Source organism: Fimbriimonas ginsengisoli Gsoil 348 (assembly GCF_000724625.1).
GTDB lineage: Bacteria > Armatimonadota > Fimbriimonadia > Fimbriimonadales > Fimbriimonadaceae > Fimbriimonas > Fimbriimonas ginsengisoli.
Window position 1 is genome coordinate 2,888,712 of record NZ_CP007139.1, and the last position, 16,853, is coordinate 2,905,564.

The 16,853-nt window shown below is 60.0% G+C and carries 13 protein-coding genes; 3 read left to right on the forward strand and 10 right to left on the reverse strand.

Annotated features, from left to right (window positions below; genetic code table 11):
- The first annotated feature begins 11 nt into the window (after positions 1 to 11).
- Positions 12 to 845 (forward strand): DUF1559 family PulG-like putative transporter, encoded by an 834-nt coding sequence (locus OP10G_RS27220; protein WP_025225432.1) that lies wholly within the window; start codon positions 12 to 14, stop codon positions 843 to 845.
- Positions 846 to 902: 57 nt separating this feature from the next.
- Positions 903 to 1,163 carry a hypothetical protein gene (locus OP10G_RS13090; protein WP_025225431.1) on the forward strand — a complete coding sequence of 87 codons (261 nt, stop codon included), beginning with the start codon at positions 903 to 905 and terminating at the stop codon, positions 1,161 to 1,163.
- A 23-nt stretch (positions 1,164 to 1,186) separates the two neighbouring features.
- Here OP10G_RS13090 and OP10G_RS13095 read toward each other — a convergent pair whose 3' ends face one another.
- The 10 genes from OP10G_RS13095 to OP10G_RS13140 all read right to left on the reverse strand — a co-directional run bounded on the left by OP10G_RS13095 (position 1,187) and on the right by OP10G_RS13140 (position 15,576).
- Complete coding sequence (locus OP10G_RS13095; protein ID WP_025225430.1) at positions 1,187 to 1,384, reverse strand: hypothetical protein; 198 nt, start codon at positions 1,382 to 1,384, stop codon at positions 1,187 to 1,189.
- 52 nt (positions 1,385 to 1,436) lie between these two features.
- The gene (locus OP10G_RS24640) at positions 1,437 to 2,264 is read right to left on the reverse strand and encodes a prepilin-type N-terminal cleavage/methylation domain-containing protein (protein ID WP_025225429.1); all 828 of its coding nucleotides are present in this window, start codon (positions 2,262 to 2,264) and stop codon (positions 1,437 to 1,439) included.
- Positions 2,265 to 2,567: 303 nt separating this feature from the next.
- On the reverse strand, positions 2,568 to 3,374 hold the full coding sequence (locus tag OP10G_RS13105; protein WP_025225428.1) for an AraC family transcriptional regulator: 807 nt from the start codon (positions 3,372 to 3,374) through the stop codon (positions 2,568 to 2,570).
- Positions 3,375 to 4,329: 955 nt separating this feature from the next.
- On the reverse strand, positions 4,330 to 6,291 hold the full coding sequence (locus OP10G_RS13110; protein ID WP_144241146.1) for a coiled-coil domain-containing protein: 1,962 nt from the start codon (positions 6,289 to 6,291) through the stop codon (positions 4,330 to 4,332).
- 122 nt (positions 6,292 to 6,413) lie between these two features.
- The gene (locus tag OP10G_RS13115) at positions 6,414 to 6,716 is read right to left on the reverse strand and encodes a hypothetical protein (RefSeq protein WP_144241147.1); all 303 of its coding nucleotides are present in this window, start codon (positions 6,714 to 6,716) and stop codon (positions 6,414 to 6,416) included.
- A gap of 5 nt (positions 6,717 to 6,721) precedes the next feature.
- Positions 6,722 to 9,046 carry an acetate and sugar kinases/Hsc70/actin family protein gene (locus OP10G_RS13120; RefSeq protein WP_025225425.1) on the reverse strand — a complete coding sequence of 775 codons (2,325 nt, stop codon included), beginning with the start codon at positions 9,044 to 9,046 and terminating at the stop codon, positions 6,722 to 6,724.
- Between the two features lie 6 nt (positions 9,047 to 9,052).
- On the reverse strand, positions 9,053 to 10,684 hold the full coding sequence (locus OP10G_RS13125; protein WP_025225424.1) for a hypothetical protein: 1,632 nt from the start codon (positions 10,682 to 10,684) through the stop codon (positions 9,053 to 9,055).
- A gap of 40 nt (positions 10,685 to 10,724) precedes the next feature.
- Positions 10,725 to 13,901, reverse strand: a complete 3,177-nt coding sequence (locus OP10G_RS13130) for a tubulin-like doman-containing protein (RefSeq protein WP_025225423.1) — start codon at positions 13,899 to 13,901, stop codon at positions 10,725 to 10,727.
- A gap of 4 nt (positions 13,902 to 13,905) precedes the next feature.
- On the reverse strand, positions 13,906 to 14,214 hold the full coding sequence (locus tag OP10G_RS13135) for a hypothetical protein (protein WP_025225422.1): 309 nt from the start codon (positions 14,212 to 14,214) through the stop codon (positions 13,906 to 13,908).
- Between the two features lie 3 nt (positions 14,215 to 14,217).
- The gene (locus OP10G_RS13140; RefSeq protein ID WP_025225421.1) at positions 14,218 to 15,576 is read right to left on the reverse strand and encodes a hypothetical protein; all 1,359 of its coding nucleotides are present in this window, start codon (positions 15,574 to 15,576) and stop codon (positions 14,218 to 14,220) included.
- Positions 15,577 to 16,090: 514 nt separating this feature from the next.
- On the opposite strand from OP10G_RS13140, the gene OP10G_RS13145 reads away from it, so the two are divergent.
- Positions 16,091 to 16,756: a Crp/Fnr family transcriptional regulator gene (locus OP10G_RS13145; protein WP_025225420.1), complete on the forward strand. Its 666-nt coding sequence runs from the start codon at positions 16,091 to 16,093 to the stop codon at positions 16,754 to 16,756.
- Positions 16,757 to 16,853: the final 97 nt, after the last annotated feature.

The following is a 16,853-nucleotide window of genomic DNA, read 5'->3' on the forward strand; positions in this document are numbered from 1 at the left end:
AGAGTGTGATCATGCAACGAAAAGCATTTACCCTTATTGAACTTCTCGTCGTAATCGCCATCATTGCGATCCTCGCCGCCATCCTCTTCCCGGTCTTCGCTCAGGCTAAGGAAGCCGCGAAGAAAACTCAGTGCCTTTCCAACATGAAGCAGATCGGCACCGGGTTCGCCCTCTATTTGGGCGATGCCGACGACATGCTGCCGTGGTCCGCATACTGGGACTATTCGGCCTCGAGCGGCTGGGCGACCTCCGCGGGTGGCATGCACGAGTGGTCGCAGGTCATCTTGCCTTACATCAAGAACGGAAAGGAGCAGCTTCTTTCCTATGCGGGAGCCGCGGGTGGTCCGGGCACCGTTTTTTCATGCCCAACCAGTAAAGTTCCGGGCCAACTGGACACCTACGGCGTTCACGACGACATGTTTCCGAAGTGCCTGAACTGGATGGGCCCCAACCCATCGGTCTGCACATCCCCTCGCTCCGCGACGATCGTCGACGACCCGGCGTCGAAAGCGATGGTGACCGAGAAGGGCTCGGCGAATGCCGGTCTCGTCGCCACCTTCGCGTTCGATACCCGCGCCATCGACTGGACCGGGGTCTGGGACAATAGGGCGTCCACGACCAACGACATCGTCTTCCAAGCGCCGAACTACAACACCGTAACCGGCCAGAAGGCCGACTGCGACGGCGGGGCGCCCTGGAACTGGCCTCCAGACTGCGAGGCGTTCCCTAGGTTCCGACACAGTGGCGTCGCGAACGTCGCCTTTTTCGATTCCCACGTGAAGGGGATGAAGAAGGGCCAGCTCAACTACGGCCGCAATATCCGCATCGAAGGAATCACCTTCTAGATTCATCGACCTCGTGCGCGGGGACGCCAGTCCCTGCGCACGAGGATATACGTTCAAATGATCATCAAAACCACATTGGCACTCGCGCTGGCGAGCATTGTGAGCGTTGGCTGCGGTAGCCACGATGGCGGCGACACGTCGCCGCCGCCCGCCCAGGACACTAAAGCCCGGGTGGATGGCGCTACAAAACGCGTCGACTCCAGCGACATGACGCCGGAACAAAAGAAAGCGGCAACGGATTACCTGCGGCAGGGGGCCGCGAACGCGGAGCAAATAAAGAAATCTGCCCAAGGAGCCCCTGGCGGGGCGCCTAAGTAGGCAGATGCTGACAGGCGGAAACGCTACTTTCCGGCGGAACCGCGAGTCTGCTGCATTCTCGCGTTGGCGTTACCCATCGCTTTGCTGATTTCTTCGGCGGTCGGCTTGCGGCCCAGCAGTTCCTTCTTAACCTCTGCTGCGGCCTGGGGCGTTGACGATGACTGGCATCCCACCATGAGCAAAGACACGATGGGGATAGCGGCGTACAGGCGAAACTTCATAGCTTGTTGGCTCCGTGCCGGCAGAGCCGGCACGGAAGATTAGGTCCTTCTTCTACCTCTTGGCGTCCCACTGATTCAGATCGGGATGGTTGGCGGGATCAGGGTTCGTCGCCTCGGGTTTTAGCGACTTGGCGTGTCCGTCTGCATAAACGAAGTTCGACAAGCCACTGAACTTTGCCGAAACCGATCCGGCGGGGCCGTCGGGGTACGCAGCGGTCTTACTTCGGGTTCCATCCGGAATGGAGTTCGCCCTTGTGTAGAAGTGACCGCTGAAGAAAACGCCGGGGCCGAAATTGGACAGAGGAGCGTCCCAGTTCGCGGTGTTAGGAATCTTCAGCACGTCTGAGGCATACCGCTCGCCAAGAAGGATCGTCTCGGCGGGCTTGGTCACGGACGTACTGGAGACCGCGCCGGTCTGCTGGATCCACCCTTCGCCGGAACAAGAAATCATTCCCATCGTGCCTCGAAGCTCGAAGCCATCGCTTCCCCAGTTGCCGTGGTAGCTATTGGCCGCGAACGAAAAGAAAACGCCCGCCCAGTCGCCGTCCGATGACGGCTTGCCCGCTCGGTCGTCGACGGGAGAGAAGAAGACGTTTACGTTCTTAATGTAGGGCAGGTTGAACTTGACGAAGTTCACGTTTCCGGCCCAGCCGCAGTTCTCATTGCGGTCGTTCCAACTCGGCGAGGTGTTGTCGTCGCTGTCGCCGGCGTACATGATGACCGCCAAGCCCAATTGCTTGGCATTCGAGAGTTGTTGAGTCTTCTTGGCGGCAAGCTTAGCTTGAGCGAAGACAGGGAAGAGGATGGCTGCCAAGATGGCGATGATCGCGATCACGACGAGAAGTTCGATAAGAGTAAATGCCCGAACGATTTTCTTCATGGGGTTCCTGCTGCGGAGCGGAGGGGTAGCTCAACGTAGAGCTACGGTATTAGTGCGAAAGCCGAGCGCGATTCGGCCTCCGCTCAGAAAGCAGACAACCGGATCGAATCTGATCTCGACCTCCCTCAAAGTATACGGTGGCCTCCGCAGGCTCCCGCGAAGCTTGAACCTGAGGGCCGAGGATGCTACGGCGGTGGCTTTTGCACTCCCATGATAGAAGTGCTCCCCCGAAAAAGCTCTCGCAGAGGAAGTTGCGCGGACAAATGTGCTAGTTCGCCGCTCCCCCGAAGGAACAGGGCGTTTCTACCGGCGCCGGGTCTTTGCGATGGGGAGACTGCCCGGTTCTGCCTCGGCGCCCCTCTGACGGATCTGGCTCGCGGTGGCCCGGTAGGCAGTGCGCAATTTCCGGCCCAGATGGCTTGCCGAACAGAATCCCGCTCCCTTTGCAACTTCGGCCACGGACAACTCGGAATGCAGTAAGAGGTACACCGCGTGCTTGAGCCGAATCGCATCTAAAACGTCTACCGGAGTGCGCCCCAGCACCTGTCGAAAGTAGGCGTACAGCGTGGATCTCGAAATCTGGAGATCAGAAGCAACGTCCCCCATATTTATCGTTGCGTAGAAACCCCTTCGAAAGCGGCCACATACCTCGGCAACGACGTTTCTTGCGACTTGCGTCCCCTCCTGCTCGACGGCGCAGCGTTTCATTAGGAGGTCGAGCAGAGCCGCGCAATGACGGAGGTAGGCCTCACGTTGGATTCTATTGCTGTACCACTCGTTCACGATCATCCGCAAAAGGTCGTGAAGGGGTGAACCCTCGAGGTCGTGGCCGAACTCGGGCCAACCAAGGGGCTGATCGGAGGTCAGAAGGACGTGATACAGAGAGTATTTGTCGTTCGCTAAATCGCCGTGAGGCACGCCGGGGGGATGTAGGATGAACATTCCCGGGGTCATTTCAAGCGAGCTTTTCCCTGTTCGCTCGATGACTACGCCCCGGTGTACATAGATCAGCTCCCAGGCTTTCTCATGCTTGTGAACCGGATAGTCGCCAACGCCCTCGAAGCCTCCGGCAAAAACAATTTTCGGGGGGCAAGCTTCAGTTCGACCCATGCTTCATCGGTTTGCAGGACTGCCTGCGGATCGCGGCATTCCCGCTTGTCCCCAGTGTCCACTCAAAGACCGTCCTTTCAGTCCAACAGGTTCGCGAAAGTTTCACGTTCGTTGGGAAAATGCTCCTCCGCCGGCTTCAACGCCGGTGACGTTCGAAGGATGCTTGTCTCCGCGATCCCGCCATTCAGTGCAGCCGCCGCTGCCCATTATTCTGCCGGTTTTCCTCACCCGAGCCAGTAGCCAATCGTTGCCGGTTGCTCTTGGTCCCTTTCAACCTCGACGGAATCTCGAACGGATCAGACTCATCGTCGAAACAAGTGCCTTTACTCGACGGCAGCGGCCATAACGCAAATTGCACCTGACTCAAAAAAACGCCCTTGTAACCCAGAGGATGGAGCTATGAAGTCAAGTAGGATTTCAGTAGAGACTGATCGAATTACCTTGGCGGCCTCGGAGGGACTCGAACCCCCGACGCCCTCCTTAGGACGGAGAAAATGCGCGTCGAGTTAGAACCTTTTTGAAGCTAACAGAGTCTCTAGATCCGTGCCAAATATGCCCTAATGACGACGTGTCTGCCTAAACTTCAGGCAGACAATCGAAGCCTAATATTGTTGCATTGGAGTTCTCAATGGTTACTGCCTTCGTGGTCGGACGGCATATTAATGCCAGGAAAGCTTGGATTTGAATTTGATGTCTGCGGGCTTTTCTCTCACTCCGTCCTTTGAATGCTTCTGGGTGTCCTACCATCTGCCAGGGGAACATACGGATCTTCTAGAGAAGGACATATCCGAGAGCGACGCTCGCGTTACGAGATTCAACAGCCCCGTTCAGGCTTGAAACACTCATCGTACCGATGATCGGCGCAGCCACAGGTTCATTATGAAGCAGCCAACTCGCCACCATCTAAATTCCCGATACCACCCGCTATTTCCTGAAAATTGCGAGGTACTCGTGGTTATAGTCGAACGACCAAGCCATCTGAGTTGGCTTTGGCATTGAACGGAAACCGGCCGTGGTAGACGCTTTGGACGTCGGCGACGTATTTGCGTAGCCACTGCGGGGCGTCTTGGGCGTCTCCCCAGCTTAGGCCTTCTCCCTCGGCCCAGGCTTGGTCGAAAGTCGCCCTTTCCGGCGAGCGGGCGAGGTGGTCGGCCAGTCCTAGGATGGTGGACAGATTACCGAGGGCCGCGCGGGCCGCGGGGCTGCCGCCCGTCGAGTCCGGTTGGGCCAGCATGAGGAGGGAATACAGTTGCAGCAGTAGGATCGAGACCGGGACCGTTTGGCTGAGACCTCTCTGGTCGCGTTGCGCGTCCATCGCCAAATAGAGATCGTTCAGCCTGCCCATTTGGCGCTTCACCTGAGCGAGCCGGTCGCGAAGTTCGCCGATGCTCTCCACCCGCGATTTGAGGACGCCGGGTTGAAGGGATTCGTCGGGCGAGACGCCGAGGCTCGCCCCGACAGACGCCAACTCGCGCTTCACCGCTTCGAGCGATTCGAGGCTTTCCCGCAGAGAACGAATCGCGTCGGCGACCGCCGCGTCCCCGATTCCCACGAGGTCCGCAGGCTCGCCCGGGAGCTCGCGCACTGCGCGCTTGAGGGCCTTGAGCTGCGCTTCGCTGTCTTTCCAGTTCCCAATCCTCACCAACGCGGCATCGAACGCTTGCAGAGTCGCGGGCTGACTCACATCGAGCGCCGAGAGGAGCTCGCTAAGTTGGCTATAGACGTCTTGGACCGCCGCCACGAGATCGGATTCCGACTCGGCGGGCAACGCTAGCGCCGTCTTAAGTCTCTGAACCAGCTCCCTGTGTCCGCCTTCGGCCTGCACGACCTTATCCATGAAGCGCTTGGCCAAGCGCGTGTGCTCGTTAAAGAGCACTTCGTCGGCGAAGCTGCTCGAAAAGGTGAGCTGATCTACCATTGCTCGCCTGTTTTCGAGGGCCTCCTTTAGGAGTCCATTGTTGGACTCAAGTTGGTTTCGCAAGCGGGTTGCCCGTTCTTCCGTGTTCTGCATCTCGGTTTTCAGTCTTTCGACTTCCTCCCGATGTTTGCCTTGCCGGTCGATTAACTCATCGACGACCCGTTTCGGAAGGTCTTTCAACTGCTCTCTCGCGACCATTTCGTCGGCGACGAGTTTGGGTAAGTCGGTTAACCGTTGGGGAATCGACTTTTCGGGAGCCTGCCCATCCACCACGCCTACGGCCTTGGAGATCGTGGTGAGTTCGGATAGGTTGGCGATGGTTACGGTCGCCGGCGGCGCCGGCGTTGTCACCATCGCGGACTGGAGATTGGAAGGAGAGACACTCGCGCCATTGGCGGCCGATCCGCCACTCCCGCCCACGAGACCTAGCTGCTTCCTCCCCAGGGCAGAGGCAAGAGTATCGATGAACCCAGGTTCGCCCATAAGCCTGGTTTGAATCTCGTTGAGCTTGCCGTTATTGCCAAGGTTCTTGATCTTCAGGTAGTCCTGCCCGGTCTTGAAGACGCATTCGGCCACCTCTCTTGCCTGATCTTGGGTCGTGGTCGCTCCTGCCGCATCATCGGCGACCTTGCTCGGATCGAAACCTTGACCAGCCGCATGTACCGTCTGGGTCGAAGCGATCCCGCCTTCCTGTTTTTGCCGACTCCTCCAGTACCACGCTGCGGCCGTCAGCCCCGCGCCCAGCAAGAGGCCAAGCACCGCTCCTTGCACCATCGCAAGCCATGGGATGCCTTCCTTCTTTGCGGGCGGTGGCCCCGGTTTACCCTCCACCATGTTCGCGGGTCTCGGCAATCCCCGAATCTCCACCGCCGTTTTGGGAGCACCTCCTTGGAGTCCGTTGACGAACACCACATTCGGGCTCGCGTCACCCTTGGGCAGAGTAATTTCAAGCGACCTGTCGTTCGTCGGAGGTGGAATCTGCCACAGGCTTCGTATCACCGCAGCGAGGTCCGTCGGGCTAATCGCGGCTTCCCCCACCTCCTTCTGAACGCCTGCGATATCGAGCGAACCATTTCCGTTGAGAAGCGGGGTTCTTGCTCCACTAAAGCCGGGCGATGTACCTAAGTCGAGCTGGCCCGATACTTCGGTGCGTCGCCAAGAGCCCAAACTATTCTTCGCACTGGCCGCTTGGAACAACTGGCCCCCCCGCTCACGTTCGCATCAGCCATCAGCGAGGAAAGGAAAGCCGCATCCGCGCCCGAACTAAGCGTCCTGCCATCCGGCAAGAGCACCAAGTGCGCCTTGGTCTCCGTATCCTCGAAGACGGCAAACGACCGGTCCTTCCCGGTGACCACGGCGTAGACCTTTTCGGCGAACGCCGCCGCGGTCAAAGCGAATAGGAAGAGGATGACGGCAACTCTCATGTTCTTTACCCTCGGCGGAGCCGCTCGGGCCATACCTTGTCCCAGATCGCGCCTGGGAGGTTTCCAAAGGCGACCGTGTCTACGACGGCCGTTCCTATCACGAATTTTCGACAACCGTCGGCGGGATCGCGGAAGTACTTGATGGGAAGTTGAACGCTTGTCCCCGCGGGGCCAAGGGGCGCTTCCTGAATCGGGATCCACTTAATGCGGCTGATCTCCTCCTCCCGCAAAGGTTGTGTATCCTTCACGACTCGGGTCGAGAAGCAGAAATCGTACGCGGTCGAAACGACGCCGATTCCGGGATGCGAGTCTCCGCTCACATTCAGCAAACGCAAGTTGAGCGAGTAACGCCGGCGGCCATCCGGCAGCGGCGTGTCTGCATTCGCGGGAGCAAGGAAGTAACTGCCGAACAGCGCCTCGCGGTTGACGATCCGGTGGCCCGCCGTAAAGTATCCGTACGCGCCCCGGCAGCACGCGGTCTTCAGCGCTTCCGAGCCGATCTCCTCGATGTGGGCAAGGTCCTGCAGAAATCGCCACGCTACGTCGCCACGAGCCTCGTGGACGGCGAAGAGCGAACGCAGCCGGCTGTACAGCGGCCGAAACTGCGAGGCTTGCCCCGCCACGATCACCGTGGTCGCGCGAGGAACCACCAGAGCGTCAACCGAGGCCTGCGGCGTCCCTCCCAACTGCTGAGCATCGGACACGGGAAAGTTCGTGTCGTTCGATTGATTGGTGCTGACCATGCGTGCAAGGTCGTGGATCAGACGGTCGGCATTTCGCTCGACGTAGTCGCTGATGTCCTTTCCCAGTTGCCCTAAACGGTCGCGCCGCGAAAGCATCACGACTCGGAGCTCGCCTTCGCTAAACGGCCTCGTACGAGGGGAGCCTTCCTCCGGAAGCACTCTTAAGGTGTCTTGGTCCTCGACGGACTCGGGAGGCTGCCAAGCCTTCAGCGACAGCTTGCTTTCGCGTACCACTGGGGCATCCATTGGGGGAAGCGGCTTTGCCTTTCGTCGGCTCCATAAATTCCATCCCTTGCGTTCCGCCTCGGGCGCGGGGGCAAGCGTCAGGTCGCTCGCTAGCCGGACGTCTCCGAAGAATAGGGCTTCGGCAATCGCATTCCGTAACCTGCGGAGCGGTTCGAGGTCTCCTCGCTCTTCGTCCGGGAGATCCTCGTAGACGTATCTCGTTAGGCCGTCGGCGATCGACTGGACGAGCCGCTCGGTCTCCTTGCTCTCCGGAACCTCGATGTGCAGCGAATCGGAGCAAGCCGCCTTCGTTACGTTACATAATTTCTCCAACTGGTTTAGAAGCCGATTGAATACTTCACCCCGTTGGCGGGAGCTCGTACGACCGTCCTGGGCCATGCCTAAAAAGCTGACCGGGGGCCGCGCGTACTGCATCTTCGACCCGACCACGGCGAAGACCCGCCGGATCTCTTCGTCGAAGAACCGGGCGAACAAAAACGTGAGTTCGCTGCCACCCGAGCTCGTACCGGCTCTTCCCAAAATCACGGTTTTCGGCGCACGGCCACTCGGCGGAGATTGGGTGTGCAGAACGCTAAGGTCGGTGGTCCCTTTGCCGACATCGATGGTGATGTACCGTCGATGCTCCAAATTCGGATCGAGGTTCTCGGCGAACTGATGCTGCGCCCCGTAGCGAGACCAGAAAAAAGCAATCGCGTCGGACTCGGAAAGCCATTCGACGCGGCCCACGTCCACGAGCTCGCGAATCTTTTGGGTAAGCCGTTGCGCGTGGGTCACGCTGTAGACGTTCGGCACGGTCAGCACGACCATCACCCTCTTAAGGTCAACCCCTCGTAGCGGTGAGGAACGAAGCACCAGGTTTTGGATAATTTGCGCGGCGAGGTGGGTAAGGGTCTTCTCCGCCTCGAGCTGACGCCCGTCCAGATCGAGGGCCAGATTTGCGTTGTACTGAAAGAAGAGTTTGGGATTTGGAAGAAGCTCCCGATGGTTAGGAGCGGCATCGAACTTTCTGAAAAGTAGGAAGCACGTCTCCTGGTACTTATCGAGATCGATCTTGCCATCCGGTTTGACGAAGACGATCCTGCCTTCTTCATCTTCAAACTTATATTCGAGCCGGCGAAACTGAACTTTCGACTCCATTCGACAACTCGGCTGGCCCTCCTCATCGCGCAACACGAAAGCCGCGTCACCGCTGCTCGGATGGAGAGAATCGGCGTACTCCTGCAAAGGAATCATTGCCGGCAGCCCGGGAATGTCTGGCCGCCCCCAGCAGGCGGCCATGGAGTCGGAGCCTAGGTCCAAGGCCACTAGGTAGTCGTACAGAGCCGGGTCGAACAGTTCCATGGTTGGTTACGCGTTTGCGGTGAAGACGACCTGGAGTCCCGATGACAGCGGGCCCGATCGGCAAGTGAGGTTCGCCGTTGTGGGGTTTTCGGAGGTCTGCTCCCAGACGGCGCAAATCGTTCGGCCTTTCACCCGCCGAAGCAGGGGGACTTCCTCGTCTCCGTCGATGCGCCACTTCATCGTCGCGCCGCTCGAGCATTCGAGCGATAGCCGGGCGTTTCGGTTGACGAGTTGGCGCACAATGCGGTTGGGCAGCAAGACGGTGAGCGCCACCGTATTGGGCTCGGGAGGGAGCCAAACATGTTCGGTCGCGGAGAATCCTTGCTTTGCCAAATGTGGCAGCAGCACCGGCTGGTTCGGATACTGATCCAGCAACACCTGGACTTGCCACGCCTCAACGATCCGTCGGGTACTCCACCAAGTGCCTAGGGTGAGGATCACGACTCCCAAGCCCCATATCCACGGGTTCTCCGTCGCCGGCACTTCGGGCAGTTGAGCGAGGTCGAACTGCTGCGGCGTAAATTGGTACGTCGTCCGCCGCATGCCCAGTTGAGGGTCGCTTCGCGAGACGGAGACCGTCAGCCGGAGGTCCCCCAAGAACCCCCAGGGAGGGCGATTCGGGAATTGCAGACGAACGTGATCGAAAGGGCGATCAAGGTCCAGCGGCAGCGTCTGCCGTCGATCGCCGGCTTCGACTTCAACCGAGCCTTCGAACGAGTCGGCCGAGGCGAGCCAAGACGTAAACTCCGGAGCGAGTCGGAAAGCCACTTCCGCTTCCGGGCGGTCGCTCTTGGACGAGAACCAGCGGGCGGCGGCGCTCTTGAACGGGAGCAAGGACTCCCCTTTTTGCTCCAAGGCGCTGCGCTCGCGCGCCACCACCTCTTGCAGGCTAGCCCAGACCACCGGATCCCCCTTCGTCGGGTATGCCTGCTCGTAGATCACCCCATCCGACCCGGTTCCGTCGGTAAGGCGGTATCGGTCGGCGAATCTCCGGCGCTTGGCGGCGGGGTCTTCGTTAGTCTCGCGGACGAGTCGGTCCAGCGTAACGGCTTCGGTGCTGAGGGTCGAATCGTTGACCTGGTCGTCGCTGATCAGCAGGAGGTAGGTGCGCTGAATCTCGCGCGCCTTACCCGCCCGGGCTTCCAACAGCCCATAGGTCCGCGCCCAGCTTTGGGGGCCGTACCAATAGGGAGCCAGATCGCTATTGCCAACGTAAGGCAACGACGCACGGAGCCGGAAAGGGTCGAACTTCAGGGAAAGGCGGACGTCGGCATGAATGAAGTCGTGGGGCAGCTTCGACCTTCGAAGCTGCGCCGCTAGCTCGTTTTGGTTCGGACTCGCCTTGGAATTGGTGACGACCCCGTAGCGAATGAGCGAGACATAGTCGACCCCCTTCCGGTAAGGCGGGACAGTGGGCCGCCCCTTGGCGGCCGGGAATCCATGGCGCGCGAGGTGCGCGAACACCTCCCCCTCCATCGCGTCGCGCGACGCGTTCCGCCGGCGAACAGCATCTTCGGCAGTCCCGTGGTGCATCGAGCGGGATGCATCCACGAGGACGATGAAGTGCCGGGGTCCGGTATCGCTTTGGCCCACAGCAAGCGTCGCGGTGAGGAACACCGCGGCGACAGTCGAGGACATCCTGGACAGGATCGATCTCATTAACGTAAAGCGGGATCCGTCAGATGGTCGGTCCGTAGTAGTGCTCGCTGAATTGGCGGCACTGCCAAAGCTGCTCCGCGGCCTCATCCTCGGTAGCGCCGATCAGCTCCTCACACTTCGGACAGTAGTAGCCGTCCTGCTCGAAGACGTCACCCTCGTCGCGCAGCCGTCCTTTCGCCCGGAAAAGCATGTGCTTTCGTTCGGGAGTGATCTGGACGACCTTCACGAGGGCGCGCTTTAGCCGCTCATCGGATCGCAGGTAATCGGTAAGGTACTTGCCGATCTGGTCGTTGTCGGTGAGCGCGCGGCCGAGCTTCTTCGTGCCGTAAGCGTCGACGAGACCCTGAACGAACTCGACGTCGTTCGACTCCGCCCGCTTGCTTTCGATCTTCTCCCGCAGCCTCGTCTCCATATCGACGGGCATCTGCTTGCCCGTCACGTCGCGCTGGTCGCGCCCGTATTTGCGGCTTGCCAGCTCGATGCTCGTGGGGAGTTGGAATGTGATCGGCTCGCGGAACCCTTCGGCGGGCGTCTCGACCTCGAGGAAGCTGTTTCGGATCTTCGCGAAGTTCAGCATCACCGCCATCGCGAGTGTCGGCGCCAGCCGGAGGTCCGACGGGCTCGGCGGAACCGGCGGAAGCCGCCACGCGATGTCCTTGCGGGTGTGGAACGTGGGGAAGTCGTTGCTCTGGGCTTCGGCCAGGCTGCCGGGACCGCTGATCTCCGTGCATGCGCTCAGGGGGAATCCGAGCGAGTGGCGGATGAGGATCACGCGGTACTTCTCCGGCGAATCCTGTTCCTTCCACTCTCCCGCGCCTAGGGATTGCAGCGTGCCGGCAAAATCCTGGCGCCGGGGGCTCTGCGGCAGGAGCACGGAGAGCTTTTCGACCAGGGCTTCGCGCGCCCCGGCGTTGGCATAGTCCATGCTCACGTCCAAGTACGAGGAGCACAGCGAGACGAGCTGCGCGATGCTCGTGCGTCGCGAGTCGTTCGAGTGGTGCTGCCGATACCAGCGGTCGAGCACGTTTTCCTGAAGGATCGGCTCGAAGATGGCCCGGGAGACGCTGGTGAGCGCCTGCTCGTAAACCTCGGGGACTTGCGCCTCGTCGTTCGTTTGCCGGTTCCGGCGTAGCCAATCCTCTTGGACGCTCGCCCCTTCCAGGTTCACGTCCGCCACGAGCTGGGTGCGCAGCTCTCCGTTGTCCAGGGCGGCGACGATGTCCCTAAAGCACTCGGCCTCACCGATGGTCCAACCCCGTTGGTTTACGCGATCGTCCAGGACCTTGGTGTACTCCTCGAAGACGGTACCGTTTCCGCCTGCGTCCGCCTCCGGGTCGAACAGGACGATCCCTTGAGTGGAGACCGGCTGGCGCGAGATCTGGCGCTGTTTGGAGTCGAGTTCCTCGGCAAGAGCTTGTAATCGCGTGGACGCCGCCTCCAGCTTACGGACCGGGCCGTCCAATTTGGACGCGAGTAGCTTCGCGAGCCCATCCGCCTTCGTGCCGTCCGGCCGCTGGCTATCCACGAAGTGGCGCATCACCTCCATGTCGAGGCGGCTCTTGAACTCCTCGACCAGCGCCTGCGTGAGCTGCGCGATCAACGACTCCTTGTTGGAGCTCTTCACGCCCAGGAACCTCGAGAGCGTCGTGGGCTCGGCCTTCGTCAGTTCGTCAAGCACCTTTTCGGCGGTGCTCGCCTTAAGCTGCCCCAGCGAGGCGCCGGCCATCGCGTAGAGCGCCTTCTGGCTTTCCAGCAGGGCGCGGTGGCATGCGACGGGGCCGGCGTCCATGCTCATGAGGTTGCGCTTGACCCACTCCTTGATCCCGTCGCCGAATCCCGCGCCGAACGACTGGGCGGCCTTCCCCAACAGCGCCGGCACGCTGCCCGCGCCGGGCCAGTCGGCAGCAGTGGGTAACACGACGAACGACTCCCGAAGGTTCCGAATGTCCTGCCGCGCCTGCGTCGGATTCGTGCGGGCCATCTCGGCGATCTGGCGGATCCGCGTCTCGACGAGATTCCACAAGCCACCGGATTGCGATCCCGCGATCCGTGCGTAGATCGACTCCCAAGTGATCCCAAGATCGGCCTGAAGTTTGGCTACCTGCGTCTCGTCGGTCATGCACCAAGCTTTCAGCGCCTTGGCGGCCAGCCGTTTGGAACAAGCCTCGACGATGCGGATGGCCGGGAACTCCAAGTACGCGAGTCCCACCGTTGAAAACTCGTAGGCCGAGTTCCCACTCGCCAACGGCGCGATGTCCGCCCGGGTGCCCGCTGTCCCGGTTTGCGGGGCGACGATGTTCAGGAAGACGACGTCCGCGATGGAGGAGTTCAGCGCTTCGAGGTTGTTGCGCTCCTGCCGGGGCATCAACAAGTAGATTTGGCTATAGGGGCGGTCCCCGCTCCGTTGAACCGACTTATCCGCGTAGTAGATCGGCGGATCGTTCGGGTCCATGAGCGAGTAGTGATTCAGCTCGACGAGGCTGGTGTAAGCGTTCTTCTTGAGCCTTTGGCTCCCCAGGCTAGGCCTGGGAAGGGAGAACATTGCGATCATATCGTCGCCGCTGTGCCCCGAAAGCTTCTTGATGAGCAGCCCGAAATCGGGCGAGATACCGCCGGAGGTTCCGCCGCAGAGCGAGCCGACGACGAAGAAGTTAATGTTGTCCTGACGGCCGGACCGGCTAGCGTTTTGGAAGGTGATGGACGGCGCGGTTCCGTCTCGAAGTTGCCCCAAAACGCTCTCCGCTTGCGTCGCGGAAAGGGGCCGGATTTGGTTCACAAGGTCCGAGAGCTTTGCCTTTACCCGCTCGAAGTTGCGCGAGTACATCAGAGCGACCCGGCCGACCATTCGGATGTTGCCGGCGCCGGCGGAGATTTGCGAGTTGGGGAGCTTTTGAAGCGTGCCCTTGTGCGACCACTCGCTCAGGCGGATCGTCTCGTCGTGCCGCTCGGGCGTCTTCGCGAGCGAATCCCAATCCGAGGACTCGATCGCCAGATGAATCTGAGCACCGGCCTGATCGATCGTCATCGGTTCGTTGACGTCGGTCTCGATGCACAGGAATTTCACCCATGGCACTTGGTCCAGGGAGCCGTATTCCCATCGGAGGCGATCCGCGATCTCGTTGCAAATCTGCGTTCCAGTGCTGCCCAGGCCGACGACGATGGTTTTGTTAACGGTGATTGGAGTTGGGGATGGCATGGACCTAACCTCGCGAGGACTTAATCAACATGAACGCGCCCGGTAAGATCGCGGAAGCGGAGACCGAGGCGGCGAAGAACCCGAGATCGGGGAGGCAAAGAAGCAGAGCGAAGAGGATCGTGAGCGCGAGGGTCACAAAAAGGCCCGTGACCGAGGCCTTTCGCGCAGCCGGGCCCTCGTAACTTCCTCCGTCCACCATCGCGTTCGCGATAAGCCCTGCGCTAAGCCTCCAAATAATCAGGCCCAGAACCGCAAAGACGATGACGATGGCCGATTTGGGAACCGACGATAAGAAGTTCTTGTAAACGTCCATTAGCTAGCTACTCAGGATCTCGACCTTTATCGGTACTTCCACGTTGGTGGGAGGCAGCAACGGCTGGGGTCGGTGTTCGACCTCGAACACGATCTCCCCGACGAATCCAACTTCGAGAGAGATATCGCCGGCAACGGTCTCGAGCGACTTACGGATAATCCGGGACTGTTCTGCGGTGATTCGAATTTCATTTCCTTCGTACAGGAACGTCGCCACCTTCAGCGGAGGAATGCCGACGATCTGCACCAGATTGGGAGAATCACCCGGATATCCTTGTCCGACGATCGTACAAACCGCATCTGCTTCTTGCTTGTTCACGAGATCGAAGGTGATATCCTTCACCTTAAGGTACCGAGGCTTCTTGATGGGCCTCGTCCTCAGCAATGTCCAAGCAATTGCGGCGACGACCGCAAGAGACGCGATTACGGTCGCGATGATCGCCGCTTTGTTGTCTGGCTCAGGCGGCGTCCGCATCTGGGGTCCTGGCCCCGGCCCTGGGTTTGGGTCACCCGGTTTCGTAGGAGTCTGAACAGGGTAATCGGCTTGCTTGACTCGCTCGAACGCCTCCTGAATTGCCGGACGTGGCGAAGCGAGCGGCTCCCCCGAGAAATCGCCTCTCACGAGGAGCAGCGCATCCAGCGTGCGGTCGAAGGATCTGCCTTTCTCGGTAAAGCGAAAAGGTAGTTTGAGGGAGGCTTGTCCCGGATCGACCCGCTCGATAGGGAAGGCCCGGATCGCCTCCACATATGCCGCGTCTTTCTCCCCCACGAAAGGAGCGGCCAAACCCGCTCCTTCTCCGACCTGGCTCTTGATCTCCGGAGCGATCAAGACGACGATGCTGTTCCGGCCCGGGGATGCCAATTGGCATAAGTCGATAACCGCGCGTTCCGTATCGTGTCCAAGGTTCTGGCGGTTGTCCGGCGTGCCGGGCATCATCGTCCAGATATCTCCGACCGACGAGTCCTTCCCGGGTTTGACCTCGACCGACTGAGGTGCTCCGTTCACTGACCAAACGTTCGCCTGGAACCCACGGATCGAAACGGTGTCGCCGGGCTCCAGAAGCCCCTCGCAGAGTGTCCAAACGATCTCTTGCGCGGCGTTGCGGTTGACCGCGTCGGTATTGAAATGGCCCGTACTCAACCCGATGACCAGGTTGATCCGTGTCCGGCCGAGGTCGCTCCTCCGCCGGCGAACGGCCGTGTCGATCGCCGACGCGATCTTATGTGCCGATCCCTTGCAAGAATCGAAGTCCGTGACCGTTTGCGCACGTGATCGGGCGGGGGCCCCAAAAAAGATGGCGAGAACTGCGCCGAAAAGGATTGCACCGCGGAGGGTACAGAAGGAGCGGTCAGAATCGGTCACCCGATCATTATAGACAATGGACGGACAACATCCTTCAACTGTACACTTTAACCAAGTAACAGAAGAAAGAGCCTGCAGAAGACATCAACCCCCCTTTCCTTTGAGCCGTCTTTGGTCAAGGTAATCGCGGGAGGGGCCACCGAAGCGGCAAATTCCAAGACATCCTTCGGTGAGCGTTTCCCCGGATGGCCCGCAACCAAATGATTGCGGGAGATGTTGTCAGATGCCCCGTCAAGGATGCTTCCCAAGTTCCCTTGAAGGGCCTGACGGAGCGATCAAAACCTACGAAGACTTGCCGCTGATGCGTCGGCCTGAACCGCGGAGAGCTACAGCCTTGAGAGTCGCCATCGGCGAAGATGCTTCTAACAAGCGTCACATGCGAGCCCCCAATCGAGACCGGGATTGAATGATTGGTCAAGCTCAACGACCAGACAGGGACGTCGCAGCGAGGGAATCGTCCGCGGATGGGACTGGCCAAAGGTTTCCGGTCCAAGTCAGACTGGGTTGGGCCCTCATGGAAATCAAAGCTGCTCTCCAACATGTTTCCGTCTTCGCCAAGCTGAATGACCAAAGTCTTGCTGGGCTCGCGGAACATTCCGAGGTGCGCGGATACGAAACAGGAGATTTCATTCTGACGGAGCGCGCGAAGGGATCATCGCTGGTGGTGCTCCTGAGCGGACGGGTAGGAGTTCAGCGACAGACGGGGACAGGGCGTACGGTCCTGATCACCCTCCGAAAAGCGGGAGATCACTTAGGAGAAATGAGCCTGCTAGATGGCCAAGGCCACTCGGCGGACGTGGTTGCGCTGGAGTATTGCCTAGTCGTTCTGGTCCCTCGGGAAGCGTTCCTAGAAGTGCTCCACCAAAACACGGACGTGGCGGTCGAGGTCATCAAGGCGCTCACGGCGCGACTGCGCGAGCAGACGGGCGACCTTACCCGCGCGAAGAGCCTTGACGTAATGGGGCGTGTCTGCTCGGCGCTTGTGGAACTTGCCGACGGTAAGGGCGAAATTCGCGGCGTGACCCAGCAGCACCTTGCCAACCAAACCGGCGCTACCCGGGAGTCCGTCAACCGAACTCTCCAATTGCTAAAGGAGGCGGGTCATATCGAGCAAGACAGAGGTTTCATTCGAGTGCTTCACGCTCGCGCTTTGCGCGAAAGGGCCGAAGACTTTGGCTAGGCAAGCAGGAACGGCCGGACTTTTCCTCCGCTGAACGAGGTTCTCAGTACAAGATTAGAACTTCTGCCTGTATAGCGACATCGATGGTGAAAGCCTG